The following is a 25,060-nucleotide window of genomic DNA, read 5'->3' on the forward strand; positions in this document are numbered from 1 at the left end:
GGTTCGCACCGGCCCTTTCTTGTTCGGCGCCCCTCCCGATCGCGGCAACGCGCGGCCCTCAGGGCTGGCTGGCAAGCGGCAAGGTGACAATCAAGCGCGCCCCGGTCCCGGCAGCATGCAGCGGCGGCGACGCCGCGTCGATCGCAATGTCACCGTGGTGCGCCTGCGCGATCGCAGCACACTCGACCAGACCGATCCCGATGGCGCCGGCCTTGGTCGACTGGAATGGCTGAAACGCGCGTTCCCGCTCCTGCGCGGTGAGGCCAGGCCCGCTGTCGCATACGGTCACGCGGCAGAACCGGGCATTGCACTCGGCCTCGATCGCCACCCGGCGCATGCCACGAGGCAGCGGCACAACGGCGTCCACCGCATTGCGCAACAGGTTGCTGAACAGCTGCTCGAGCAGCATCGCATCGGCCTGCAGGACGATCGGCTCGGACGGCAGGCGGATATCGATGACCACGCCCGCGCCTTCGAGCCGCCCGCGCTCGAGCCGGCAAACGCTGGCGATCACTTCCTGCATCGTCACGGCCTTGACCTGCATCGGCTGCTTGCGGACCAGCGTCCGCAGCCGCTGCACGAGTTCGCCGGCACGCGCGGCCTGGTCAGCCGCCGCGCGCAAGGTGGCGCGAAGGCTCGCAAGCGACTCCCGGGTTGCAGGATTGGGGTTGTCGAGCATCCGCAGTGCCGCCTGGCTGTAGCCGACGACCGCGGTCAGGGGCTGGCCCAGTTCGCGAGCGATGCCCGAGCCCAGTTCGTCGAGGCTGTGCGCGCGCGTGGCTTCGGCGCGCCGCTGCGTCGCAGCCAGGTCGCGCTCGGCCAGCGCCATGCGCTGCTGCGCCTGCCACCGCACCCTGTGCGAGCGACGCAGCGCCAGCGCGCCGGCGCCGCCGCCCCATACCAGCACCGTCCACACGGCGCTCCAGAGCAGCCACGAACCCCAGTCGAAGTCATGCCAGGCGGGACGTGCGCGCAGTTCGAGCGCGAAAGGCTGCTGCTGCGACGCCAGCGTTCGGCGCAGCGCGAGTTCGGGCAGCGGCATCTGCCAGCGCGGTCCCGGGGCCAGACGGGCAGCGTCGCCGAACTGGCCGATCAGCGACGCGCCCGCATCCTTGGCCTCGCGGTGCCGAAGCGTAAGCAGCACGGCCGGCGACATGTGCAGCCCGGCGAACAGGCGATCCGATCGAATCAGCAACGAGACCAGATGCTCCGGCCCCTGCCGTGCTGCGCTGCCGGCGCCGCCTCGCCCGCCGTCCGCCGACAACGTCAGGGCGCGCAGGAAGATGTAGCCGCGCCCGCCCTCGACAAGGTCGAACGGCAAGGTGGACGCCGACACCTTGCGCAGGTGCGACTGGTCGATCGCGCCACGAAAGCGCGCATCGTCATGGATGTCGTAGCCGATCACGTCCTGGGCCTCGGGCAGTTCGGGCGCCATGAAGCTCACGGGGTAGTAGAACGGGCGCTCGGGCGAATCGCGCCAGCGGCGACTGCCATCGAAATCGAAATCGTGGATCCGCACGGGACGCCCCATGCGTTGACTCATGACGGTCTCAAATGCGAGCCGCCGGGCCAGCGTCACGCGCGGCTGGTAGCCGATCGTGTGCACATGGTGGTAGCGCTGCAGCACCTCGTTGGCATAGCGGCGCAGTTCGACGAATTCCGCGTCACGGCTGGATCGAAGCAGGGCCACCAGGCCGTCGAGCAAGGCCTCGTTCTGATCGAGGCGCTGCGCCACCATCGCGGACGCCGCGTCGAACTCGGCCGCGAAGCGCGCATGCTCGCGCTCCACGAAGCGCGTAACCTGCCAGGCAGTGCCCAGCGCCGCGCCGACCAGCCACAAAAGCGCCGCAAAAGCGATCGACGCGATGCGTCCGCGCCGACGGAATGCACCTGCGAACCAGTCGGCGGGAAGCGGCATTGCGGGGACGGTCGTGCGGATAGGCCAGGAAGGACATTGACTGTAACCAATCCTTGCAAGCCCCGGGCGGCCCCGTATCGCGGCGGCTGTGCCTAGTACGTTCCCGGGTACGCCCCGCCATCGGCCAGCACGTTCTGGCCCGTCATGTAAGCCGCATGGACGCTGCACAGGAAGGCGCAGATGGCACCGAACTCCTCGGGCGTGCCGAAGCGGCGCGCCGGGATGGTCTTCTTGCGCGCCTCCTGGATCGCCTCGATCGGCTGACCGGTCTTCTTGGCCGCGCCGATGGCGGTGTTGCGCAGGCGATCGGTGTCGAAGGAGCCGGGCAACAGGTTGTTGATCGTCACGCCCTGGCTGGCGATGCCGCTGCGCGCCACGCCGGCGACAAAGCCGGTCAGCCCGCTGCGCGCCCCGTTCGACAGGCCGAGGATGTCGATTGGCGACTTGACCGAACTCGACGTGATGTTGACGATGCGGCCGAACCCGCGCTGCGCCATGCCGTCCACGGTCGCCTTGATCAGTTCGATGGGCGTGAGCATGTTGGCGTCGACCGCCTTGACCCAGGCATCCCGGTCCCAGTCGCGGAAGTCGCCGGGCGGCGGGCCGCCGGCGTTGGTGACCACGATGTCGAAGTCGCGCTGGACGCCGAATACCGCCGCGCGCCCGGCTTCGGTGGTGATGTCGGCCACCACGGCCTGCACCTGCGCGCCGCCGGTCGCGGCGGCGGCCAGGCGTTGCGCCGCGTCGTCCAGGGCTTCCTGCCCGCGCGCGACGACGAGGACATTCACACCCTCCTTCACCAGCGCCAGCGCGCAGCCGTAGCCCAAACCCTTGCTGGCGCCGCACACCAGCGCCGTCTTGCCTGCAATGCCCAGATCCATGTCGAATACCCCCTACAACTCGAGAATGAACAGAAGAACGAAATGCGCCGGGCTGGCCCGTGGACTCAGCGCCCGGCGCGCGTGAAAACGAAAATGCCCGCGATGACCAGCAGCGTACCCGCGGCAATCCAGGCGCTGAAAGGCTCGCCGAGGATGACCACACCCATGAGGATGGTGGACATCGGCCCGACCATGCCGGTCTGCGCCGCCATCGCCGGGCCGATGCGCTCGATCGCCATCATCACCATCAGCACCGGCACGGCCGTGCACAGGCTGGCATTGAGCACCGACAGCCACACGACCTGCGGCGCCACGTGAAGCACGCTTGCGGCCGGGCGCAACAGCAGGTACTGCGCAATGCACAACAGGCAAGCCACGCTCGTGGCCAGCCCCACCAGCCGCATCGATCCCAGGCGCTTGACGAACTCGCCGCTGCCCACCATGTAGACCGCGTAGCTCACCGCGCTCAGGAAGATCAGCAACGTGCCCCAGGCGGTCTCCCAGGTGGCGCCGGCCGTCGCCTCGTGGCCGAAGACCAGCAGCACCCCGGCATAGCTGATCGCCATGCCCAACACCTGGCCGCGCGTGATGCGCCTGCGGTAGACCACCCAGCCGAACAGCAGGACCAGCGTCGGGTTCAGGTAGAGGATGAGCCGCTCCAGGCTCGCGGTCACGTAGGCCAGCCCGGCAAAGTCCAGGAAGCTCGCCAGGTAGTAGCCCGAAAACCCGAGCCCCAGAACCCCCATCCAGTCGCGCCGGGTCAGCGCCGGCTTGCCGCGGCCGGCCCACCAGGCCATGGCCGCGAACAGCGGCAACGCGAACAGCATGCGCAGCATGATCAGCGTCACCGCGTCCACGTCGTGGCGATAGGCCAGCTTGACGATGATCGCCTTGCCGCTGAACGCGATCGCGCCGAGCGTGGCCAGTACCAGCCCGGGCCCCAGCCGCTTGCCTTCCGCCGGCGCCGGGACCGATGCCATCAATACCCTGCCGCCTGCCCGTCGCGGCGCGGATCGCTGGCCGCGACATAGCCTTCGACTGCCGGATCGCCAGCGCGCCAGATGAACTGGCCGGCACCGAAGTCCTGGTACGAGTCGTTGATGACTTCGACCTGGTGGCCCATGCCCTGGAGCGCCGCCACCGTGTCGGCGCGCATTGCCGCCTCGGCGTTGATCTCCAGCCCGGCGTTGAAGCGCCAGCGCGGCGCATCGCACGCGGCCTGCGGGTTCTGTCCATAGTCGAGCATGCGCACGAGGGTCTGCATATGGCCCTGCGGCTGCATGTTGCCGCCCATCACGCCGAAGCTCATCACAGGCTGCCCGTCCTTGGTCAGGAAAGCGGGGATGATGGTGTGGAAGGGCCGCTTGCCGGGCGCGACCTGGTTGGGCCCGGGCCTGAGGCTGAAGCCGTGGCCGCGGTTCTGCAGGCTGATGCCGAACTCGGGCTCGACACAGCCCGAGCCGAAGCCCATGAAATTGCTCTGGATGAAGCTGACCATCATGCCGCTCTCGTCGGCGGCCGTCAGGTAGATGGTGCCGCCCTTGACCGGATTGCCGGGTGCGAACGGCTGCGCCTTCTTCATGTCGATCTGGCGCGCGCGCGACGCGAGGTAGGCATCGTCGAGCATCTGTTCGGTGGTCAGCGCCATGGCCGAGCGTTCGCCCACGTGGTGGTAGACGTCGGCGAAGGCGAGTTTCATTGCCTCGATCTGCACGTGCTGGGAGGCAGCCGAATCCACCGGCATCGACGCCATGTCGAATTTCTCGACGATGCCCAGCGCGATCAGCGCGGCGATGCCCTGGCCGTTGGGCGGAATCTCGTGCAACGTGTGGCCGCGGTAGTCGCGCGAGATCGGCTCGACCCACTCGGGCTTCCAGGCCGCCAGGTCACCGGCCTTCAGGCTGCCGCCATTGGCCGCGGAGAACTTCTCCAGCGCCTGCGCGATCTCGCCGCGGTAGAACGCCTCGCCCTTGGTCGCTGCAATGGCCCGGAGCGCGCGCGCCGCCGCCGGAAAGCGGAACAGCTCGCCCACTTCGGGCGCGCGGCCCCATGGCAGGAAGGCTTCTGCAAAGCCCGGCTGCGACCGCAGCAGCGGTGTGGCCGCGGCCCACTTCTCCTGCACCACCACCGGCATCAGGTAGCCGCGCTCGGCAATGTCGATCGCCGGCGCCATCAGGTCCGCGAAAGGCAGCTTGCCGAAGCGTTCGGACAACGCCATCCAGCTGCCCACGGCGCCCGGCACGCTGACCGAGTCGATGCCGCGCTGCGGTGGCGCGCTCGCATCGTCGCCATATTTCTTGCCGAAGTACGACGGCGTCCATGCCTGCGGCGCACAACCGGAGGCATTGAGGCCGTGCAGCCGCTGGCCGTCCCACAGGATGCAGAAGGCGTCGCTGCCCAGGCCGTTGCTGACCGGCTCGACCAGCGTCATGACGGCTGCTGTGGCGATCGCTGCGTCCACCGCGTTGCCGCCTTGCTGCAGCATGCGCAGGCCGGCTTGCGCGGCCAGCGGATGGGAGGTGGACACCACGTTGCGGGCAAAGACCGGCAGCCGGGTGCTGGTGTAGGGGTTGGCGAAGTTGAAGTTCATGCTTGCGTTCTTCATTCGTTGGTGATCTTGCGATCGGTGATGATCTTCTTCCACTTGGCGGTGTCCTGCGCCTGCAGGCGCGCCAGGTCCTGCGGCGTGCCGCTGGTCGGCTCGATGCCCAGGCTGGAGAGCTTGGCCTGCATCTGCGGGTCGGCGAGGGACTCGTTGGCCGCCTTGTTCACACGGGCCACGATGTCGGCCGGCAGGCCCTTGGGCCCGTACAGGCCGAACCAGGTGTTCGACTCGAAGCCCGGCAGCGTCTCGGCGATTGCCGGGAGATCGGGTGCCAGCGGGCTGCGCTTGAGGGAGGTCACGCCCAGGGCGCGCAGCTTGCCGTCGCGCACGTGCGGCATGCCCGTGGGCAGCGAATCGAACAGCACGTCCACCTTTCCGCTGATCAGGTCGGGAATGGACAGCGCCGTGCCCTTGTACGGAATGTGCGTGACGAACACCCCGGCCTCGGACTTGAACAGTTCGGCCGTCAACTGGACGATGGTGCCGATGCCGCTGGATGCGTAGTTCAGCTTGCCCGGGTTCTTCTTGGCGTAGTCCACCCACTCGCGCACCGACCTGGCCGGCGAATCGACCGGCACCAGCATGATGCTGGGCGCGTCTCCGACGTGGGCAATGGGGGTGAAATCGGCCACCGTGTCGTACGGTGTCCTGGTGATCAGCGGGCCGATGGCGTGGGTGCTGGTGGTGGCCAGCAGCAGGGTGTAGCCGTCCGGCTGGGCGGTGGCCGCCGCCGCCGAGCCGATGGCGCCGCCGGCGCCCGGCTTGTTGTCCACCACGATGGTGGCGCCGAGCTTTTCTGACAGCTTCTGCGACAGGGTGCGGGCGAACAGGTCGGTAGCGCCACCGGCCGGAAACGGCACGACCAGCCGGATGGGGCGAGCGGGGTAGGCCTGCTGCGCCTGCACGGCCTGCAAGGGCACGGCGGCCAGCGCCGCAAGAGCGAGGGTTGCGGCGACGACACGGCGTTTGTTCATGGCGCGAATCTCTCGACTGATTGAACGATGATGGAACGAAAAAGCAGGAACGGCACCCGCTATGGGGTGCCGTTCCTGGCGACTCAATCGTAACGAAGAAAGAGGGCAGGCGCCGTCAATCCTCCACGAATGCCTCCTGGCGCTTGGCTTTCACCGCGGGGAGCAGCACGATGACCAGCAGCAGCAAGGCGGCGGCCAGCAGGCCGGCCGAGATCGGCCGCGTGACGAAAACGCCCCAGTCGCCGCGCGACAGCAGCAGCGCCCGGCGCAGGTTTTCCTCCATCATCGGCCCCAGGATGAAGCCCAGCAGCAGAGGCGCCGGCTCGCAGCCGAGCTTGTAGAACGCATAGCCCACGAAGCCGAAGATGCCCACCATCCAGATGTCGAACGTGTTGTTGTTGGTCGAGTACACGCCAATGGCGCAGAACAGCACGATCGAGGGGAACAGGAACCGGTAAGGCACCGACAGCAGCTTGATCCACAGGCCGATCAGCGGCAGGTTCAGGATCACCAGCATGGCGTTGCCCAGCCACATCGAGGCGATCAGGCCCCAGAACAGTTCGGGGTTGCTGGTCATCACCTGCGGGCCCGGCTGGATGTTGTGGATGGTCATCGCGCCCACCATCAGCGCCATCACGGCGTTGGGCGGAATGCCCAGCGTCAGCAGCGGGATGAACGAGGTCTGCGCGCCGGCGTTGTTGGCCGACTCGGGCGCGGCCACGCCGCGGATGTTGCCCTTGCCGAAGGGCACTTCGCCCGGACGCAGCTTGGTCTTCTTCTCGATGGTGTAGGCCGCGAATGCCGCCAGCAGCGCGCCGCCGCCGGGCAGGATGCCCAGCGAGGAACCCAGCGCCGTGCCGCGAAGCACCGCCGGCAGCATGTTGCGGAAGTCCTCCTTGGTCGGGAACAGGCCGGTCACCTTGGCGGTGAACACTTCGCGGTCCTCCTCGGGCTGCGACAGGTTGGCGATGATTTCGCCGTAGCCGAACACGCCCATGGCGATGGCCACGAAGCCGATGCCGTCGGTCAGCTCGGGAATGTCGAACGAGAAGCGCGCAACGCCGGAGTTGACGTCCGTGCCGACCAGCCCCATGAGCAGGCCGAGCACGATCATGGCCACTGCCTTGAGCAGCGAGCCCGACGCCAGCACCACCGCGCCGATCAGGCCCAGCACCATCAGCGAGAAGTACTCCGCCGGGCCGAACTTGAAGGCCAGCTCGGTCAGCGGGGGAGCGAAGGCGGCCAGGATCAGCGTGCCGACGCAGCCGGCGAAGAACGAGCCCAGGCCGGCGGCCGCGAGCGCGGGACCCGCCCTGCCCTTGCGCGCCATCTGGTAGCCGTCGATCACGGTGACCACGGACGACGACTCGCCGGGCAGGTTGACCAGGATGGCCGTGGTGGAGCCGCCGTACTGCGCACCGTAGTAGATGCCGGCCAGCATGATCAGCGCCGACACCGGGGGCAGCGCATACGTCGCCGGCAGCAGCATGGCGATGGTGGCGACCGGGCCGATGCCTGGCAGCACGCCGATCAGCGTGCCCAGGATGCAGCCGACCAGGCAATACAGCAAGTTGACGCCGGTGAAGGCGACGCCAAAGCCGATGGAGAGGTTGTGGATCAGTTCCATGGTGTTCGACTCAACCGGTAATGAAGGTGGGCCACACCTGGATCTGCAGCTTCAGGGCCCAGATGAAGGCGACATAGCTGCCGACGGCCAGCACCGTGGCCAGGCCGAGCACCGAGGGCAGCGCATGCTTGCTGCCGGCCTGCGCCGCGATGATCACCAGTGCATAGATGGCGATGATCAATCCCATGGCCGGCACCCCGAAGCTGGGCAGCCCGCCCAGCAGCACGCCGAAGGCCAGGTTCGCGCCCAGGATGTAGAGGACCTGCTTCCAGGCCCATTTGCCGATGGGCTCGCCGTCGTCGGTCTGGACCGTCAGGCCGGTGAACATGATGGCCAGCCCGATGATCGCCATCAGGATGCCCAGCATCAGCGGGAAGTAGCCGGGGCCCATGCGCGCTCCCGTGCCCACGTTGTAGGTGGTCGCGCCCCAGGCGAAGGCCACGCCGACCACGGTGAACATGAGGCCCGAGAAAAAGCCCTTCTGACTCTTGATTTTCACGAAAGTCTCCTCGATCGAAAGTCGAATGAAAGTCTTCGACCGAGCGGGATTCTGGGGGCTGCCCGAAGGCGCCTCGATGTGGATTCCACCTAGCGCGCAGCCAGGGTATGTCCCTAGTTCAAAACCGCGATCTCATGCTTCCAGCGGGGGCGTCGCGCCGAGCACTTCCTCGATCGTGGTCAGGCCCTCGGCCACGCGCAGGGCGCCGGCCAGCCGCAGCGGGCGCATGCCATCGGCGACCGCCTGGCGCCTCAATTCGGCCATGTCCGGCTCCTTGTGGACCTGGCTCTTGAACGCCTCGCTCACGGTGAGCAACTCGTACAGGCCCATGCGGCCGCGGTAGCCGGTCATGCGGCAGTCGACGCAGCCGACCGGACGGTAGGCGCGGACCGCGCCGGTGATCTGCCATGGCGAGACGAAGGCCTCGAGTTGCTCGCGTCCGAGTTCCTCGTCGGGCTTCTTGCATTGCGGGCACAGGGTGCGCACCAGCCGCTGCGCCAGCACGCCGAGCAAGGTGGCATTGACGAGATAGCCCGGAACGCCGAGCTCCATCAGGCGCGTGATGGCGCTGGGCGCGTCGTTGGTGTGCAGGGTGCTGAACACCAGGTGGCCGGTCAGGGCCGCCTGCACCGCCATCTCGGCCGTGGCCAGGTCGCGGATCTCGCCGACCATGATGATGTCCGGATCCTGCCGCATCAGCGCGCGCAGGCCCTCGATGAAGCCGAAGTCCAGTTGCGGCTGGACCTGCGTCTGGTTGAACGAGGGCTCGATCATCTCGATCGGGTCCTCCACGGTGCTGACGTTCACCTCTTCGGTGGCCACCCGCTTGAGCGTGGAATAGAGCGTGGTGGTCTTGCCCGAGCCGGTCGGCCCGGTCACCAGGATGATGCCGTGCGGACGCGCCACCAGTTGCTGCCAGCGCTTGGCGTCGTGCTGCACGAAGCCGAGCTCGTCCAGGCTCTTGACCGTGGTGTCGGGGTCGAAGATGCGCATGACCATCTTCTCGCCGAAGGCGGTGGGCAACGTCGACAGGCGCATCTCGACCTCGTCGCCGCGCAGGTTGCGCGTCTTGATGCGGCCGTCCAGCGGCCGGCGCTTCTCGACCACGTCCATGCGGCCGAGCAGCTTGATGCGCGCGATCATCGCGGCCATCACCCCGGGCGGCATCTGGTAGGCCGGATGCAGCACGCCGTCGATGCGAAAGCGGATCACCCCCTGGTCGCGCCGCGGCTCGAGGTGGATGTCGCTGGCCCGCTGGTCGAAGGCGTATTGCCACAGCCAGTCGACCACCTGCACCACGCTCTGGTCGTTGGCATCGAGCTGCTTGTTGCTCTTGCCCAGCTCGACCAGTTGCTCGAAGCTCGCCGACGTGGCCGCGCCGCCGGCCTTCTGCGCCGCGCGCACCGACTTGGCCAGCGCATAGAACTCGGCCGTGTAGCGCTGGATGTCGGCCGGGCTGGCCACGACCCGACGCACGCTGCGGCGCGACTGGCGTTCCACCTCGCCGACCCAGTCGGCGATGAACGGTTCGCTGGTGGCCACCACCACCTCGGTCGGCGTGACCTGCACCGGCAGCACCTTGTGGCGCTCGGCATAGGCGGCGCTCATGGTGTCGGCCACCTTGCCCACGTCGACCTTGAGCGGGTCGATGCGCAGGTAAGGCAGCCCGGCGCGCGCAGCCAGCCACTCGGTGAGCATCTCGACGTCGAGCGTCTTGCCGTCGGCCTGGCGCGTCATGGCCACGGCCGCCAGGCGCACCAGCGGCGTCTGCCGGCTTTCGGCGCGGGCGCAGCGGGCGATCGTGCGCTGCGCCTCGGCCGGCGAGATGACGCCGTCGCTGGCCAGCCACTCGATCACGCTGCGCAGCTCCAGCGGGCCGGCCGGTGCGGCGGCGGAAAGGGACGTGGCGGAGGCGCTCATTCGTGAAGGGACGCTACGGCTTCAGGGCCTTGAACACCCGCAGCCACTTGGTTGCGGGCAGGCCCCAGCGAGTCTGTATGGTTTGGGCGCGCTCGGCAAGGCCGGCACGGTCGAGCCGCAGGGGCGTGCGCTGGGCCAGCACCACCGTGTTGCCTTCGCGCGTCGGGCGGAAGGCCCACACCGCGTCTTCGCCGAATGCCGCCACGATGTGCGCCAGGCTGCGCTCGTAGCTGGCGTCGCGGCCGAACAGGTTGACCGTCATCGCGCCATCCTCGGTGAGCACCGCGCGGCAGTCCCGGTAGAACGCCTCGCTGTCCAGGACCGGCGCAGCGGCCTCGTGGTCGTAGAGGTCGACCTGCAGCGCGTCGACGCTTTCCTGCCAGCGGGCCTGGCGGATCTCGACGGCGGCATCGGCGATCACCACCTCGAGCTTGCCGTCTTCCGGCGGAAGCTTGAACCAGCCGCGGCAGGCTGCCACCACTTGCGGATTGAGCTCGACCGCGGTGGTGCGCATGCGCAACTGCTTGCGGCAGAACTTGGTCAGTGCCGCGGCGCCCAGTCCCAGCTGCATGGCGTGGCGGCGCATCACCGACGACGGCTCGACGAACAGCAGCCAGGCCATCATGCGCTGCACGTAGTCGAGCTCGATCTCGAAGGGGGCGTCCAGCTTCATCGACCCCTGCACCCATTCGGTGCCCAGGTGCAGATAGCGCACGTCTCCCCAATCGGAGAAATTGACTTCGGGAAGGATCGGTTTCATGAAGTTGGCCGCTGATAATACCGCCGCCTTGCCGACCCTCCGGCGTCGGCGCCGGCACTGCGGCCGCGGCCCGGGGGCTTCGGTCTTCCTTCAATGCACGCCGGGTCCATTCGCGATGGCGTGCCACAGGGGTACTTTCGATGATGAACACGGAAGCAATCTGGACCTTCATCACCACGCAGGGCGCCAGCTTCGGCCTGAAGGTGATCGGCGCGCTGGTCGCCTGGGTGATCGGCCGCTGGCTGATCGGCATGGCGCAGCGGCTGGTGACATCGGCGCTCACGCGCGGCGGCAAGATGGACGCCACGCTGAGCAAGTACCTGGTCTCGATCCTGGGCGTGCTGCTCAATATCGTCCTGATCCTGGCGATCCTGGACATGTTCGGCGTGCGCACCACCTCCTTCGCGGCCTTGCTCGCCGGCGCTGGCCTGGCCATCGGCACCGCGTGGGGCGGCCTGCTCACCCACTTCGCAGCCGGCGTCTTCCTGCAGGTGATGCGGCCGTACCGCGTCGGCGACTACATCTGCGCCGGCGGCGTCACCGGCACCGTTCGCGAGCTGGGACTGTTCGGCACCGTGCTCGTCACGCCCGACAACACCTTCACCCTCGTGGGCAACAACAAGGTGCTGTCGGACAACATCCAGAACTTCAGCACCCTGCCCTTCCGGCGCGTCGACGCGGTGGCCAAGGTTGCCAACGGCGTGGACGTCAACCAGGCGATCGACCTGCTCAAGGCAGAACTGGCCAGGATCCCGAACGTCTCGGCCGAGCAGCCGCCGGACGTGGAAATCCTCCAGTTCACGCCCGAAGGCCCGCTGCTGGCCGTGCGGCCCTACACGCACACCGACCATTACTGGCAGGTGTACTTCGACACCCATCGGGCGGTGGTGCGGGTGTTCGGCGCTGCCGGCTATCCGACGCCCGAGCTGCCGGTGGCGCATCGCACCATCGGGCCGGCGCAGGCGGCCTGACGCGGACGGCGCACGGCGCCCGAAAAAAAGCCCGCCGGCGGCGGGCTCCTTCCTGCGCGGGCAAGCGCCTACTGCTTGCCGGCCGCCTTGGCGGCTTCGTTCTGGGCCGTGCCGGGAATGTGCTCGCCGATCTTGTCGCCCGCCTTGCGCGTACCGTCGGCGGCCGCGCTGCCGGCTTCGCCGACGGCATGGGTCGCCTTCTTGGTCCCGCTCTTGGTGGCATCCCACGCCTTTTCGCCGGCGTTCTTCGTGGCCTTGGTGGCCTTCTTGGTGCCGCTCTTGGTCGCGTCCCAGGCGTCTTCGCTGGTGTCCTTGGTCTTGTCCCACACCTTGCCGCTCGTGTCCTTGGTGGCATCCCAGGCCTTCTCGCTGCCGCTCTTGGTGGCGTCCCAGGCCTTCTCGGCCGAGTTCTTTTCCTGTGCCACGGCGGGGGCCGCCAGCGCAGCGAGCGCACAAGCCAGGGCAATGGTGTAGCGGTGACGATGGATACGGATCATTCGGAAAGTCCTTGCTTCTATCTGATTGATGGGTGATGCGCGGCGCCCGCCCGCGGGCCGCGTCGCGCCATCCCAGACGCTAGCATGACACCGAATCGGCCCGATCTGCACCGGCCGGGCACGGCGGCACCACTGTCCTACGCCAGTTGTGGGCGATCGTCCGACAGTTCGGCCAGCGCAGCCAGTCGCGGCAGCGCGGCGCGCGCATTCGCGGTGGTGGCGCGCGCCAGAGACTCCACGGCAATGCCGCGCAGGGCGGCCACGTGCTGCGCGATGCGCGGCAGTTCCGCCGGTTCGTTGCGCCCCTGCGCACGGCCCTGGGCCCGCTGCGCCTCGGTGGCATACAGCCAATGCGGCGGAATGTCGGGCGAATCGGTCTCGAGCACCAGGGCCGACAGCGGCAGCCCGGTGGCCAGCCTGCGCAGCCGCAACGCGCGATCGAATGTCACGGCGCCGCCGAAACCCAGGTGCAGTCCCAGGTCGAGGCAGGCCTGCGCCTGTTGCTCGCTGCCGTTGAAGGCATGGGCGATGCCCTGCCAGGGCCGTCCGCCGCCGGCCTGGCGAAGCCGGCGCAGCACCGGGTCGACCGAGCGGCGCACGTGCAGCAGCACCGGCAGCCCGTGGCGGCGCGCCAGCCGCAGCTGCGCCTCGAACAGCGCCTCCTGCCGGCCCGGCGCCATGCCCTCCACGAAATAGTCCAGGCCTATTTCGCCGACGGCCACCAGGCGCGGGTCGTCGCGGCGTGCGCCGAGCTCGGCGTCGAGGCGCTCCAGGTCGCCCGGCTGCGCCTGGTCCGCGCACAGCGGATGGATGCCCAGCGCGTAGGCGTCGCCCTGCGCGTGGGCCAGTTCGCGCACGGTATCGAAGTTGAAGGCGGCCACCGCCGGAATGACGCACAGGGCAACCCCCTGGCGCGCCGCGCGCGCGCGCATCTCGGCCCGATCGGGCTCGAATTCGGGCGCGTCCAGGTGGCAATGCGTATCGACGAAGACGGCCATCCGGCAATCATGCCCGACGTGATGCATCCGCGCGCAAAGCGTGCTACCGTGAACCCCGAAAGTCGTCTTTTTCAAGCGATGGAGGTACCCGATGCGCAGGCCCGCCTTGTACAGTCGCTCGCCCCAGGCGACTGCCGCGCCGCCCGCTGGGCACGATGCATCATCCGCGCCGGATGACCAGGCGCCCCCGGGCGGGCAGACCGGCGCCGAGGCGCCCGGGAAGGCCGCCGCACCGCGTCGGCACCGCCGCTGGCTGGCACCCCTCGCCGTCGTGGTCCTGATGGCCGCCTCCGCCGGCGGCAGCTACCACTTTCTCGCGCGTCCGGCCGGGCACACGCTCACGCAAAAGGACATCGACGCGGCGGTGCTGCGCACGCTGCGCACCACCTCGCTGCCGTCCGCCGCGGCGCGCGCGGCCGACATCATCCGCCCCTCCGTGGTCGAAGTGACCGCGCTCGGCCCGCAAAGCGCGGCGCCCGAGCCCAAGGCCGGCAAGAAGGCGCGCCCCTCGGACAAGCGCGGCGCCAAGGAACGCACCGCCAAGGCGCCCCCCAAGGAGCCCCCGTCGGCCAAGGACGCTCCCAAGGAGCCGGCCGAGAACCAGCAGGCAGCCAAGGAGCCGGAGGAAGGCGAGATCGAACGCGGCGTGGGCACCGGCGTGGTCATCGTCGACAAGGGCGTGATCCTCACCAACCTGCACGTCGTGGCCGGCGCCGAGAAGATCCGCGTGACCTTCGCGGACGGGCTGGAGTCCCCCGCGACCATCATCGGCCTGCAGCCGGAGAACGACCTGGCCGTGCTGCAGGCCCAGAAGATCCCCGACGACCTGGTGGCCGCCACCATGCGGTCCACCGCCGACCTCGCCCCGGGCGACAACGTCGCCGTCGTGGGCTTTCCATTCGGCATCGGGCCGTCTGTTTCGGCCGGTGTCGTCTCCGGCCTGAACCGTTCCTTCCGCTCGCCCGAGGGCAAGCAGGAATTGAGCAACCTGATCCAGTTCGACGCCGCGGCCAACCCGGGCAATTCGGGCGGACCACTGGTCAACATGGACGGCGAGGTGCTGGGCATCGTCACCGCCATCCTCAATCCGACGCAGCAGCGCACCTTCGTCGGCATCGGCTTCGCGGTGCCCATCGAGAACGCCGCCACCGCCGCCGGCACGCCGCCGTTCTGACACCGCATCCACCGACCAGCACCCGAGAAGGCCCCGCATGAGCACAGAAGAGAACCCCAACGCCTCGTCCGCCGCCGAAGCCGCGGCCTCCGCCGCGCGCAGCAGCGAACTCGTCGAGCAGATCCTGTACGAGGTCAAGCGCGTCGTGGTCGGGCAGGACCGGTTTCTCGAGCGGGTCATGGTGGCCATGCTGGCCGAAGGCCACCTGCTGGTCGAGGGCGTGCCCGGGCTGGCCAAGACGCTGACGGTCAAGACGCTGGCGGACACCCTGCGCGGGAGCTTCAAGCGCATCCAGTTCACGCCCGACCTGGTGCCGGCCGACCTGGTCGGCACGCGCATCTACAACCAGAAGACGGGCGATTTCAGCACCTCGCTCGGCCCGGTTTTCGCCAACCTGCTGCTGGCCGACGAGATCAATCGGGCGCCGGCCAAGGTGCAGAGCGCCCTGCTCGAGGTGATGCAGGAGCGCCAGGTGACCATCGCCGGCGAGACGCACAAGGTACCGCGCCCGTTCCTGGTGATGGCCACGCAGAACCCGATCGAGACCGAGGGCACCTACCCCTTGCCGGAGGCGCAGGTCGACCGCTTCATGATGAAGGTGCTGGTGGACTACCCGACCGACGAGGAGGAATTCGTCATCGTCGAACGTGTCATCGGCCCGCCGATCATGGCCAACGCCATGGCCGATACCGTGGTCCTGGCGCAGTTGCAGGCGCACGCGCGCCGGGTCTATGTCGACCCCTCGCTGATCCAGTACGCGGTGCGGCTGGTGTCGGCCACGCGCGCGCCCGAGCGGCACGGGCTCAAGGACATGCAGCGCTACATCACCTACGGCGCCAGCCCGCGCGCCAGCATCAACCTGACCGAGGGCGCACGCGCGCTGGCGCTGCTGCGCGGGCGCAGCTATGCGCTGCCCGAGGACATGACGGCGCTGGCGCCGGACGTGCTGCGCCATCGCGTCACGCTGTCGTACGAGGGGCTGTCCGACGGGCTCACGCCGGACGGCATCATCGACCGCATCATGCGCGCCGTGCCGGCCCCGTCGAAGGTCATGGAATATGACAAGCTGGTGGCGTAGGCGCGACCGCGCCGCGAACGACGCGCAGGCGCGCGAAGCCGCGGCTGCGGCAGGGGTCGAGCATGCGTTGCGTCGCCTGGAATGGACCGTCATCCGCCGCCTCGACGGCCTGTTGCAGGGCGACTACCGCACGCTCATGCGCGGCACCGGCCTGGACCTGGCGGACCTGCGCGAATACCAGCACCACGACGACGTGCGCCACATCGACTGGAACGTCACGGCGCGGCTGCAGGTGCCGCACGTGCGGGTGTTCACCGAAGACCGCGAGATGGCCGCCTGGTTCATCCTCGACCTGAGCCGCTCGGTGGACTTCGGCTCCGGGACGCGGGCCAAGCGCGAGATCTCCGCCGGCTTCGTCGGCGTGCTGGCGCGCCTGCTCACCCGCCACGGCAACCGTGTCGGCGCCATGCTCTACGGCAACAGCGTCGAGGCGGTGATCCCCCCGCGCGTCGGCCGCCCCCACGTGCTCCACCTGATGCATTCCATACAGGCCGGCGCCGACACTGCGCAGGCGCGCGCCCGCCAACGCGGCGGCGCCGGCGGCACCACGCGGCTGGGCGACCTGCTCACTGCCGCGGGCACCGCCATGCGCAGGCGCTCGACCGTCTTCGTCGTCTCCGACTTCCTGAGCGAACCCGGCTGGGAACACCCGCTGGGCCGGCTGGCGCAGCGTCACGAAGTGGTGGCCGTGCGCCTGTTCGATCCGTTGGAGCTGGACCTGCCGGACCTTGGCCTGGTGCCCCTGACCGATGCCGAGACGGGCGAGCAGCTGTGGGTGGACACGCACGACCCCGGCTTTCGCCGGCGGTTCTCGAAGCTGGCGCGCGAACGCGAGTCGCATCTGCGCGAGGCGCTGGGCCGCGCCGGCGTGGACACGCTGGAGCTGTCCACGGCCGATGACCTGGTGCATGCCATCGTGCGCTTTGCCGACCTGCGCAAGCGCCGCGTTCGCGCCGGCTCCGTCCTTGCTACTGCGGTGGGAACATGAACTTCCTCTGGCCCCAATTCCTCTGGCTGCTGTTGGCCGTGCCGCTGCTGGTGGTGATGTACTTCTGGCTGTTGCGGCGCAAGAAGAAGATGGCGATCCGCTACGCCAGCCTTTCCATCGTGCGCGAGGCGATGGGGTCGGGTCAGGCGTTCAGGCGGCACCTGCCGCCGCTGCTGTTCCTGCTGGCCATGATCGCGATGCTCCTGGGCTCGGCGCGGCCGCTGGCGGTGGTGACGCTGCCGTCGAACCAGCAGACCATCGTGCTGGCGATCGACGTCTCGGGCAGCATGCGCGCGGCCGACGTCCAGCCCAGCCGGCTGGAGGCCGCGCAAGCGGCCGCCAAGAGCTTCATTGCCGACCTGCCGCGTACCGTCAAGGTCGGCATCGTGGCGTTTGCCGGAAGCGCGCAGGTGGCCCAGTTGCCGACCACCAACCGCGACGACCTGGTCGCGGCGATCGACTCCTTCCAATTGCAGCGCGGCACCGCCACCGGCAACGGCCTTGTGATGGCGTTGTCCACGCTGTTCCCGGACGCGGGCATCGGCATCGATGACTTCGCGCCGCAGTCCTTCAAGCGGGGCGTGCCGATCGAGCAGGCCGGCAAGGAGCCGAAGAAGGAATTCAAGCCGGTGGCGCCGGGCTCCTACACCTCGGCGGCGATCATCATGCTGACCGACGGCCAGCGCACCACCGGCGTCGACCCGTTGGACGCGGCCAAGATGGCGGCCGACCGCGGCGTGCGCGTCTATACCGTGGGCGTGGGCACGGTCGACGGCGAGACCATCGGCTTCGAAGGCTGGTCGATGCGCGTTCGGCTCGACGAGGACACGCTCAAGGCGGTGGCCAACAAGACCCAGGCCGACTACTTCTACGCGGGCACCGCGGACGACCTCAAGAAGGTCTACAACACGCTCAGCTCGCGCCTGACCGTCGAGAAGAAGGAAACCGAGGTGTCATCCCTCTTTGCGCTGGCTGCGGCCGCACTGGCGCTGCTGGCGGCGGGGCTTTCCCTGCTCTGGTTCAACCGGATTCTCTGATCCCCGGGCTGCCCTGCCTCGCAGGGCCCCTCCCTCCTGGGCGATGGCTGCGAAGAGAGTTCGTCTCGCTTGCCTCGAAGACAATCGTGCTCTGCTTTTTTCCACTTGGAGACCGGATGTTTGATCTTTCAGGGAAGGTGGCGCTGGTCACCGGCGGCAACGGCGGCATCGGCCTGGGAATGGCCGAGGGACTGGCCCGGGCGGGAGCGCGGGTGGTGGTGGCGGCACGCCATGCCGGCAAGTCGGCCGCGGCCGTCGAGGCGCTGCGCGCGCTGGGCAGCGACAGCCTGGCGCTGGGCGTGGACGTGACGGACGAAACATCCGTGGCCGCGCTGTTCGAGCAGGTCGACGCGCGCTGCGGGCGGCTCGACATCCTGGTCAACAACGCCGGCACGACGGTGCGCAAGCCGGTCGACCAGCTCGCCCTTGCCGAGTGGCACCAGGTGATGGACACCAACCTCACCAGCGCCTTCCTGTGCTGCAAGGCCGCGCATCCGCTGATGAAGCGCGGCGGCGGCGGCAAGATCATCAACATCGGCTCGATGATGTCGATCTTCGGCGCCTCCTACGCGCCGGCGTATGGCGCCAGCAAGGGCGGCGTGGTGCAACTCACGCGCGCCATGGCCGCGTCGTGGGCGGTCGACGGGATCCAGGTCAACGCCGTGCTGCCCGGCTGGATCCAGACCGAACTCACGGACGGCGCACGCGCGCAGGTCGAAGGCCTCAATGAACGGGTGCTGGCCCGCACCGCCGCCGGCCGCTGGGGCCAGCCACGGGATCTGGCGGGCATCGCGGTGTTCCTGGCCAGCGGGGCATCGGACTTCATCACCGGCACCGCCATCCCGGTGGACGGCGGGTATTCGATCGCCGCCTGACCGTTACAGCACCAGCCGATAGCCCACGGCCGTCTCGGTCAGCAGGTGGCGCGGCTGCGCTGGGTCCACCTCGAGCTTGCTGCGCAGGTGGCCCATGTAGACGCGCAGGTAGTGGCTTTGCTCGCCGTACGCCGGCCCCCAGACCGCATGGAGCAGCTGGCGCTGCGTGAGCACGCGGCCGGCGTTGGCCACCAGCACCGACAGGAGCCGGTACTCCGTGGGCGTCAGGTGGACCTCCTGGCCGGCGCGGCGAACGAGGCGCGCGCTGCGGTCCATCTCGATGGCGCCCTCGCCCTCGCCGAACCGGAACGCCGCCTCGGACGCTGCCGCGCCTTCGCCGGCCACGCGCGGCCGCCGGAGGTTGGCACGTACGCGGGCCAGCAGTTCGCCGGTGCCGAAGGGCTTGGTGAGGTAATCGTCGGCGCCGGCGTCCAGCGCGGCGATCTTGTCCGACTCGTCCGCACGGGCCGACAGGATGATGATCGGCACGGCGGACCAGCCACGCACGTCGCGGATCAGCTCCACCCCATCGCCATCGGGCAGGCCCAGGTCCAGCACCAGGAGATCGGGCTGGCGCGTGCCGGCGGCGACCAGGCCGTCGCGCAGCGTACCGGCTTCGTGCACATGCCAGCCCTCGGCCTCCAGCGCCGAACGCACGAAGCGACGGATCTGCGGCTCGTCTTCGATCACGATGGCGGTAGGTTCGCGGGCGGTCATGTGGGGTCGGGTTCAAGCGGGTCGGGCAGGGGCGGCGGCTCGCGGCGCGGCAGTGTCACCGTGAATTCTGCGCCGCCGCCCTGCGCATCGGGCTGTGCGTTCGCCGCGGCGATCTCTCCGCCATGGGCCTGGACGATGGCCTTGCAGATGGCCAGGCCCAGGCCGACGCCGGGCGTGGCGGACTCGGCCTGGCCGCGCGTGAACTTGTCGAACAGCACCTGCTCCCGCCCGCGCAGATGCGCCGGCAGCCCGGGTCCATGGTCGCGCACGCTGACCTGCAGCGCCTGCGGCAAGGCGCGGGCCGACACCACGATCGGCGGCGCGCCGTAGCGCGCGGCGTTTTCCAGCAGGTTCACCAGCACGCGTTCGACCAGCACCGCGTCGAACTCCACCAGCGGCAAGCCGGGCGGCAGGTCGGTCCGCACCGCCAGCCCGCCCAGCGCCGGCTCGGCAGCGCGGATGGCGGCGCCCACCACCTCCTCGACCGACTGCCAGTCGCGCCGGAGGTTCACCGCGCCACCCTCGAGCCGCGCCATGTCCAGCAGGTTGCCCACCAGCATGCCGAGCGCCTGGGCCTGCGCCACGATGGCGCGGGCCACGCGGGCCTGCTCATCCGACAGCGGGGGCGACAGCGCGTGCATCGACTCGGCCAGGCCGATCAGCGCCGTCAGCGGCGTGCGAACGTCGTGGGAGATCGCGCCCAGCAAGGCGTTGCGCAGGCGCTCGGACTCGATGTCCAGCACAGCCTGCTGGGCCACGTCCACGTAGTGCACGCGTTCGACGGCAATGGCGATCTGGCGCGCCAGCGTCTCCAGCTGTTGCGCCTGCTCGGGAATGAGCAGCCAGCGCGGCCGCGCCGGCCTCAGCGCCAGCACCCCGCGCACCCGCATCGGGGCGGCCAGCGGCACGTAGTGCCAGGGCTGGGCCGCCAGCGTGGCGGTGGCCAGGCCGGCGCTCTGTCCGTGGCGGAAGGCCCAGTCGGCGACGCTGAAGTCGAAGCCGGCCGGCGGATCGGCGGGCGGCGCCAGCCGGTCCTGCGCATCGGTCAGGAGCACCAGCGCCTGGCCGCCGAAATGCCGCTGCACCGCGCTCGCGCCCAGGCTCGTGACCTGACCGGCCTCGAGCGCGGCGGAAAGTTCACGCGTCAGCTCGAACAGCGACTGGGCGCGCCGTTCGCGGCTGGCCGAAACGCCGGCCGCGAAGCGCAGGCCGGCCGTGAGCTGGCCCACCAGCAGGCCCACTCCCAGCATGACGGCGAAGGTCAGCAGGTATTGCACGTCGCTGACGGCAAAGGACGACGTCGGCTGCACGAAGAAGAAATCGAACGCGATCACGTTCAGCGCCGCGGCCAGGGCGGCCGGACCGCGTCCGAAGCGCCAGGCGACCCCGACCACGCCAAGCAGGTACAGCATGACGATGTTGCTCAGTTCCAGCACGCTCGACAGCGGCGCCGCCAGCAGCGTCAGCGCCACGCTGCTGGCCACTGCGCAGGCAAAGCCGGGCCAGCGCGCCGGCGCACGCTCGTCGCCTTCCTCGGCTCCGCCGCGCGTCGGCGGCGAGCCCGGTGGCGCGGACGACAGGCGGCGCACACTGTCGGTGGGCGCGATCGAGATCAGGTCCAGCCCCGGCGCCGCCCGCGCCACCTGGCGGGCCAGGGATCGGCGGAACGGATCGAACCAGCGGCGCCATCCACGCCGGGGGACGCCGCGGCCCAGGACGAGCGTTGCGCAATTGAGCCGCTGGGCCTGCGCGGCCAGGGCGGGCGCGATCTGCTCGCCGGTGAGCACCGCCGTCTCGGCGCCCAGTTCCTGCGCCAGCCGAAGCACGGCCAGGATGCGGTCGCGCGCGGCGGCCGGCAGGCGTGCGAGGCGCGGCGTCTCCACATAGGCCGCATGCCAGCGCACGTTGAGCTGTCCGGCCAGCCGGGCGGCGGCGCGCACCGTCGTCGCGGCGCCCTCGTGCCGGCCGATGGCCACCAGGATGGCGCCGGACGTGTTCCATGCGGGCGGCGGAACCGCGTCGCCATTGCGGCCGGGCGCGCCGGACTGCTCGATGCGCCAGCCACGAACGTCGTCCTCGACATGTTCGGCCGTGCGACGCAGGGCAATCTCGCGCAGTGCGATCAGGTTCCCTTTGCGAAAGAAATTCCGGGCCGCCCGCTCGGCCTGCGGCGGCAGGTAGACCTTGCCGGCGGCGAGCCGCGCCGCCAGTTCGTCCGGCGTCGCGTCGACCAGGATGACCTCGTCGGCTGCGTCCAGCACGCCATCGGGCACGGTCTCGTGCACGCGGATGCCGGTGATGGCGCCCACATTGCCGTTGAGGCTCTCGAGGTGCTGCACGTTGAGCGCCGACCAGACGTCGATGCCGGCGGCCAGCAGTTCCTCGACGTCCTGCCAGCGCTTGGCGTGGCGCGATCCCGGCGCGTTGCTGTGGGCCAGTTCGTCGACCAGCAGCACCTGGGGATGCCGCGCCAGCGCGGCGTCGAGGTCGAATTCGTGCAGGACGCGATCGCGGTAGGGCACGTCGCGCAGCGCCAGCGCGGGCAGGCCGTCGAGCAATGCGGCAGTCTCGGCGCGCCCGTGCGTCTCGACCACGCCGATGAGCACCTCGCGGCCGGCCGCACGTTCGCGCTGCGCGGCGCTGAGCATGGCCCACGTCTTGCCGACGCCGGCGTTGGCACCGAAGTAGATGCGCAACCGGCCGCGCCGTGTCCGCGCCTCGTCCGCGCGCATCTGCGCCAGCAGCGCGTCGGGGTCTGGGCGGACGTTGTCTTGCATCGGGCGCGCAGGTTAGCGCATCGGCTGCGGCGCCGGGCGGGGGCCGCCCTGGCGCGGTTCGTCCGCCTTGGCCGCCGCATCCAGCGCCAGGTTCAGCGCCAGCACGTTCACGCGCGGCTCGCCCACCAGGCCGAACAGCAGCGGCTGCTCGGTGTGCCGCAGCACCAGGCGTTCCACCTGCTCCTGTGAAAGCCCGCGCAGCCGGGCCACGCGCGGCGCCTGGTAGAGCGCCGCGGCGGGACTGATGTGCGGATCCAGTCCACTGGCCGATGCGGTGACGAGGTCGGCCGGCACGGGCGCGTCGTTGCCGGGATCGGCCGCGCGCAGGGTCGCCACCCGCTCCTTGACCGCGTCCACCAGCGCCGGATTCAGCGGCCCGTCGTTCGAGCCCGACGATGCGGCCGCGTTGTAGGGAGTCGGCGCGGTGGCCGAGGGGCGACCCCAGAAGCGCGCCGGGTCGCGGAAGTCCTGGCCGATCAGCGCCGAGCCGACCGGCTGGCCGTCCTTCGTCACCAGGCTGCCCGCGGCCTGCGCGGGAAAGACCGTCTTCGCCACGCCGGTCACGGCCAGCGGATAGACGAGGCCCGTGAGCACGCTCAGCGCGATCAGCAAGGCGATTGCGGGCCGCAGGATGGGTGTGGTTGCGTTCATGACGCGATTCCTTTCAGGCAAGGCCTGTCGCGACGAGCAACAGGTCGATGAGCTTGATGCCGACGAACGGCACCACCAGGCCGCCCAGGCCGTAGATGGCAAGGTTTCGGCGCAGCAGCGCGGCGGCGCCCACGGGCCGGTAGCGCACGCCCTTGAGCGCAAGCGGGATGAGGAAAACGATGATCAGGGCGTTGAAGATCACCGCGCTCAGGATCGCCGACGACGGGCTGGCCAGCCGCATCACGTTGAGCTGGGCCAGTTGCGGGTAGGTGCTCACGAAGATCGCCGGGATGATGGCGAAGTACTTCGCCACGTCGTTGGCGATGGAGAAGGTGGTGAGCGAGCCGCGCGTCATCAGCAGGGCCTTGCCGGTTTCCACCACCTCCAGCAGCTTGGTCGGATCGGAGTCCAGGTCGACCATGTTGCCGGCCTCCTTGGCGGCCTGGGTGCCGCTGCCCATGGCGACCGCCACGTCGGCCTGGGCGAGCGCGGGCGCATCGTTGGTGCCGTCGCCGGTCATCGCGACCAGTCGGCCCTCGGCCTGGTACTGGCGGATCAGCTTGAGCTTGTCCTCCGGCGTGGCCTCGGCCAGGAAATCGTCCACGCCGGCCTCGGCGGCGATGGCGGCGGCCGTCAGCCGGTTGTCCCCGGTGATCATGACGGTGCGAATGCCCATGCGGCGCAACTCGGCAAAGCGCTCCCGGATGCGCGGCTTGACGATGTCCTTGAGCTCCACGATGCCGAGCACGCGCGAACCCTCGGCCACCGCAAGGGGCGTGCTGCCGCGGCGGGAGACCTCGTCGGCCGCCCGCGCCGACTCCGGCGGCAGGTGCCCGCCGAGCGCCTCGACGTGGCGACGCAGGGCGTCCACCGCGCCCTTGCGCAGCGGCACCGGCTCACCGGCCAGGTCGAGTGCGGCGGCGGGCAGGTCGGCGCCGCTCATGCGCGTCTGGGCGGTGAACGGCACGAACACGGCGCCTTCCACCGGCTTCGCTTCGAGGCCTTCGCGCCGCGCCAGCTCGACGATGCTGCGCCCCTCGGGCGTTTCGTCGGCCAGCGACGCGAGCTGGGCGGCATGCGCCAGCCGCGCCCGGCTGACGCCCGGTGCCGGCAGGAAGGCGGCGGCCTGCCGGTTGCCAAGCGTGATGGTGCCCGTCTTGTCCAGCAGCAGCACGTCCACGTCCCCGGCGGCCTCGACGGCACGGCCGGAGGTCGCGATCACGTTGGCCTGCATCATGCGGCTCATGCCCGCCACGCCCACGGCCGACAGCAGGCCGCCGATGGTGGTCGGGATCAGGCACACCAGCAGCGCCACCAGCGCGGTGAGCGAGACCACAGTGCCCGCGCCGGAGACCTCGACGCCGAACATGGAGTACGGCAGCAGCGTGGCCGTGACCACCAGGAACACGATGGTCAGTGCCACCAGCAGGATCGACAGCGCGATCTCGTTGGGCGTGCGGCTGCGCCGGGCCGCCTCGACCATGCCGATCATGCGGTCGAGGAACGACTCGCCCGGGTTCACCGCGACACGCACCACCAGCCAGTCCGACAGCACGCGCGTGCCGCCGGTGACGGCGGAGAAGTCGCCGCCCGACTCGCGCACCACCGGCGCCGATTCGCCGGTGATCGCGCTTTCGTCCACCGAGGCGACGCCCTCGATCACCTCGCCGTCGAGCGCGATCATGTCGCCGGCCTCGACCAGTACCACGTCGCCCTTGCGCAGCTCGGTCGCCTGCACCGGTACGAAGCCGGAGTCGCGATGCCCGCCCTTGAGCTTCTTGGCCCAGGTGTCCTTGCGCAGCCCGCGCAGCGACGCCGCCTGCGCCTTGCTGCGCCCTTCGGCCAGCGCCTCGGCGAAGTTGGCGAACAGAACGGTGAACCACAGCCACACGGCCACGGCCAGCACGAAGCCCGAACGCACTGCCGTGTCGGCCGGAAAGTTGAGCGAATGCACCCACAGCAGCGTAGTGAGGATGCTGCCGATGTAGACGACGAACATCACCGGGTTGCGCCACTGCACCCGCGGGCTGAGCTTGACGAACGCACCGGCCAGCGCGGGCCCGAGCAGCGCCGTGTCCAGCAGGGAAAGGGTTTTCTTCTTCGAGGTCATGCG

At 69.7% G+C, this 25,060-nt stretch carries 21 protein-coding genes; 6 read left to right on the forward strand and 15 right to left on the reverse strand.

The genetic code is table 11. The features are described 5' to 3' along the window. Window positions 1-58: 58 nt before the first annotated feature. The 9 genes from VES41_RS01130 to VES41_RS01170 all read right to left on the reverse strand — a co-directional run bounded on the left by VES41_RS01130 (window position 59) and on the right by VES41_RS01170 (window position 11,184). Window positions 59-1,918: an ATP-binding protein gene (locus VES41_RS01130; RefSeq protein ID WP_324811898.1), complete on the reverse strand. Its 1,860-nt coding sequence runs from the start codon at window positions 1,916-1,918 to the stop codon at window positions 59-61. Between the two features lie 92 nt (window positions 1,919-2,010). After that, window positions 2,011-2,799: an SDR family oxidoreductase gene (locus tag VES41_RS01135; protein ID WP_324811901.1), complete on the reverse strand. Its 789-nt coding sequence runs from the start codon at window positions 2,797-2,799 to the stop codon at window positions 2,011-2,013. 65 nt (window positions 2,800-2,864) lie between these two features. Further along, the gene (locus VES41_RS01140; protein ID WP_324811903.1) at window positions 2,865-3,779 is read right to left on the reverse strand and encodes a DMT family transporter; all 915 of its coding nucleotides are present in this window, start codon (window positions 3,777-3,779) and stop codon (window positions 2,865-2,867) included. After that, the gene (locus VES41_RS01145; protein ID WP_324812246.1) at window positions 3,779-5,389 is read right to left on the reverse strand and encodes a gamma-glutamyltransferase family protein; all 1,611 of its coding nucleotides are present in this window, start codon (window positions 5,387-5,389) and stop codon (window positions 3,779-3,781) included. The genes VES41_RS01140 and VES41_RS01145 overlap by 1 nt, the downstream gene beginning before the upstream one ends. Before the next feature lie 11 nt (window positions 5,390-5,400). Next, window positions 5,401-6,378, reverse strand: coding sequence for a tripartite tricarboxylate transporter substrate binding protein (locus VES41_RS01150; RefSeq protein ID WP_324811906.1), 978 nt, complete (start codon window positions 6,376-6,378; stop codon window positions 5,401-5,403). 115 nt (window positions 6,379-6,493) lie between these two features. Next, the gene (locus tag VES41_RS01155; RefSeq protein ID WP_324811911.1) at window positions 6,494-8,005 is read right to left on the reverse strand and encodes a tripartite tricarboxylate transporter permease; all 1,512 of its coding nucleotides are present in this window, start codon (window positions 8,003-8,005) and stop codon (window positions 6,494-6,496) included. Window positions 8,006-8,015: 10 nt separating this feature from the next. Next, on the reverse strand, window positions 8,016-8,504 hold the full coding sequence (locus VES41_RS01160) for a tripartite tricarboxylate transporter TctB family protein (protein ID WP_324811913.1): 489 nt from the start codon (window positions 8,502-8,504) through the stop codon (window positions 8,016-8,018). A 132-nt stretch (window positions 8,505-8,636) separates the two neighbouring features. Further along, the gene (locus VES41_RS01165; RefSeq protein WP_324811915.1) at window positions 8,637-10,424 is read right to left on the reverse strand and encodes a GspE/PulE family protein; all 1,788 of its coding nucleotides are present in this window, start codon (window positions 10,422-10,424) and stop codon (window positions 8,637-8,639) included. A 13-nt stretch (window positions 10,425-10,437) separates the two neighbouring features. Then, complete coding sequence (locus tag VES41_RS01170) at window positions 10,438-11,184, reverse strand: spermidine synthase (RefSeq protein WP_324811918.1); 747 nt, start codon at window positions 11,182-11,184, stop codon at window positions 10,438-10,440. Between the two features lie 143 nt (window positions 11,185-11,327). On the opposite strand from VES41_RS01170, the gene VES41_RS01175 reads away from it, so the two are divergent. Then, window positions 11,328-12,155, forward strand: coding sequence for a mechanosensitive ion channel family protein (locus VES41_RS01175; protein ID WP_324811921.1), 828 nt, complete (start codon window positions 11,328-11,330; stop codon window positions 12,153-12,155). Window positions 12,156-12,223: 68 nt separating this feature from the next. Here the strand turns inward: VES41_RS01175 and VES41_RS01180 are convergent, their stop codons facing one another. Next, complete coding sequence (locus VES41_RS01180; protein ID WP_324811924.1) at window positions 12,224-12,652, reverse strand: hypothetical protein; 429 nt, start codon at window positions 12,650-12,652, stop codon at window positions 12,224-12,226. A gap of 137 nt (window positions 12,653-12,789) precedes the next feature. Next, a complete protein-coding gene (locus VES41_RS01185) occupies window positions 12,790-13,650 on the reverse strand; it encodes a TatD family hydrolase (RefSeq protein ID WP_324811926.1) in 861 nt (286 codons plus the stop codon). Window positions 13,651-13,741: 91 nt separating this feature from the next. On the opposite strand from VES41_RS01185, the gene VES41_RS01190 reads away from it, so the two are divergent. The 5 genes from VES41_RS01190 to VES41_RS01210 all read left to right on the forward strand — a co-directional run bounded on the left by VES41_RS01190 (window position 13,742) and on the right by VES41_RS01210 (window position 18,802). Beyond that, on the forward strand, window positions 13,742-14,824 hold the full coding sequence (locus VES41_RS01190; protein ID WP_324811928.1) for a trypsin-like peptidase domain-containing protein: 1,083 nt from the start codon (window positions 13,742-13,744) through the stop codon (window positions 14,822-14,824). 37 nt (window positions 14,825-14,861) lie between these two features. Next, on the forward strand, window positions 14,862-15,902 hold the full coding sequence (locus VES41_RS01195; RefSeq protein ID WP_324811930.1) for an AAA family ATPase: 1,041 nt from the start codon (window positions 14,862-14,864) through the stop codon (window positions 15,900-15,902). After that, window positions 15,883-16,890, forward strand: a complete 1,008-nt coding sequence (locus tag VES41_RS01200) for a DUF58 domain-containing protein (protein ID WP_324811933.1) — start codon at window positions 15,883-15,885, stop codon at window positions 16,888-16,890. Before VES41_RS01195 ends, VES41_RS01200 begins: the two co-directional genes overlap by 20 nt. Beyond that, window positions 16,887-17,927 (forward strand): VWA domain-containing protein, encoded by a 1,041-nt coding sequence (locus VES41_RS01205; RefSeq protein WP_324811936.1) that lies wholly within the window; start codon window positions 16,887-16,889, stop codon window positions 17,925-17,927. The genes VES41_RS01200 and VES41_RS01205 overlap by 4 nt, the downstream gene beginning before the upstream one ends. A gap of 116 nt (window positions 17,928-18,043) precedes the next feature. Beyond that, complete coding sequence (locus VES41_RS01210; protein WP_324811939.1) at window positions 18,044-18,802, forward strand: SDR family NAD(P)-dependent oxidoreductase; 759 nt, start codon at window positions 18,044-18,046, stop codon at window positions 18,800-18,802. A 3-nt stretch (window positions 18,803-18,805) separates the two neighbouring features. Here VES41_RS01210 and kdpE read toward each other — a convergent pair whose 3' ends face one another. From kdpE to kdpB, 4 genes are read right to left on the reverse strand one after another with little or no spacing between them, the layout of a single operon-like run. Next, window positions 18,806-19,519 (reverse strand): two-component system response regulator KdpE, encoded by a 714-nt coding sequence (gene kdpE / locus VES41_RS01215; RefSeq protein ID WP_324811941.1) that lies wholly within the window; start codon window positions 19,517-19,519, stop codon window positions 18,806-18,808. Continuing rightward, window positions 19,516-22,296 carry a DUF4118 domain-containing protein gene (locus VES41_RS01220; RefSeq protein ID WP_324811944.1) on the reverse strand — a complete coding sequence of 927 codons (2,781 nt, stop codon included), beginning with the start codon at window positions 22,294-22,296 and terminating at the stop codon, window positions 19,516-19,518. The genes kdpE and VES41_RS01220 overlap by 4 nt, the downstream gene beginning before the upstream one ends. Window positions 22,297-22,308: 12 nt before the next feature. Continuing rightward, window positions 22,309-22,947 (reverse strand): potassium-transporting ATPase subunit KdpC, encoded by a 639-nt coding sequence (gene kdpC / locus VES41_RS01225; protein ID WP_324811946.1) that lies wholly within the window; start codon window positions 22,945-22,947, stop codon window positions 22,309-22,311. Window positions 22,948-22,960: 13 nt separating this feature from the next. Then, complete coding sequence (gene kdpB / locus VES41_RS01230; protein WP_324811949.1) at window positions 22,961-25,057, reverse strand: potassium-transporting ATPase subunit KdpB; 2,097 nt, start codon at window positions 25,055-25,057, stop codon at window positions 22,961-22,963. Between the last annotated feature and the right edge of the window lie 3 nt (window positions 25,058-25,060).

It is taken from the genome of Variovorax sp. (assembly GCF_035634955.1).
Classification (GTDB): domain Bacteria; phylum Pseudomonadota; class Gammaproteobacteria; order Burkholderiales; family Burkholderiaceae_C; genus Variovorax.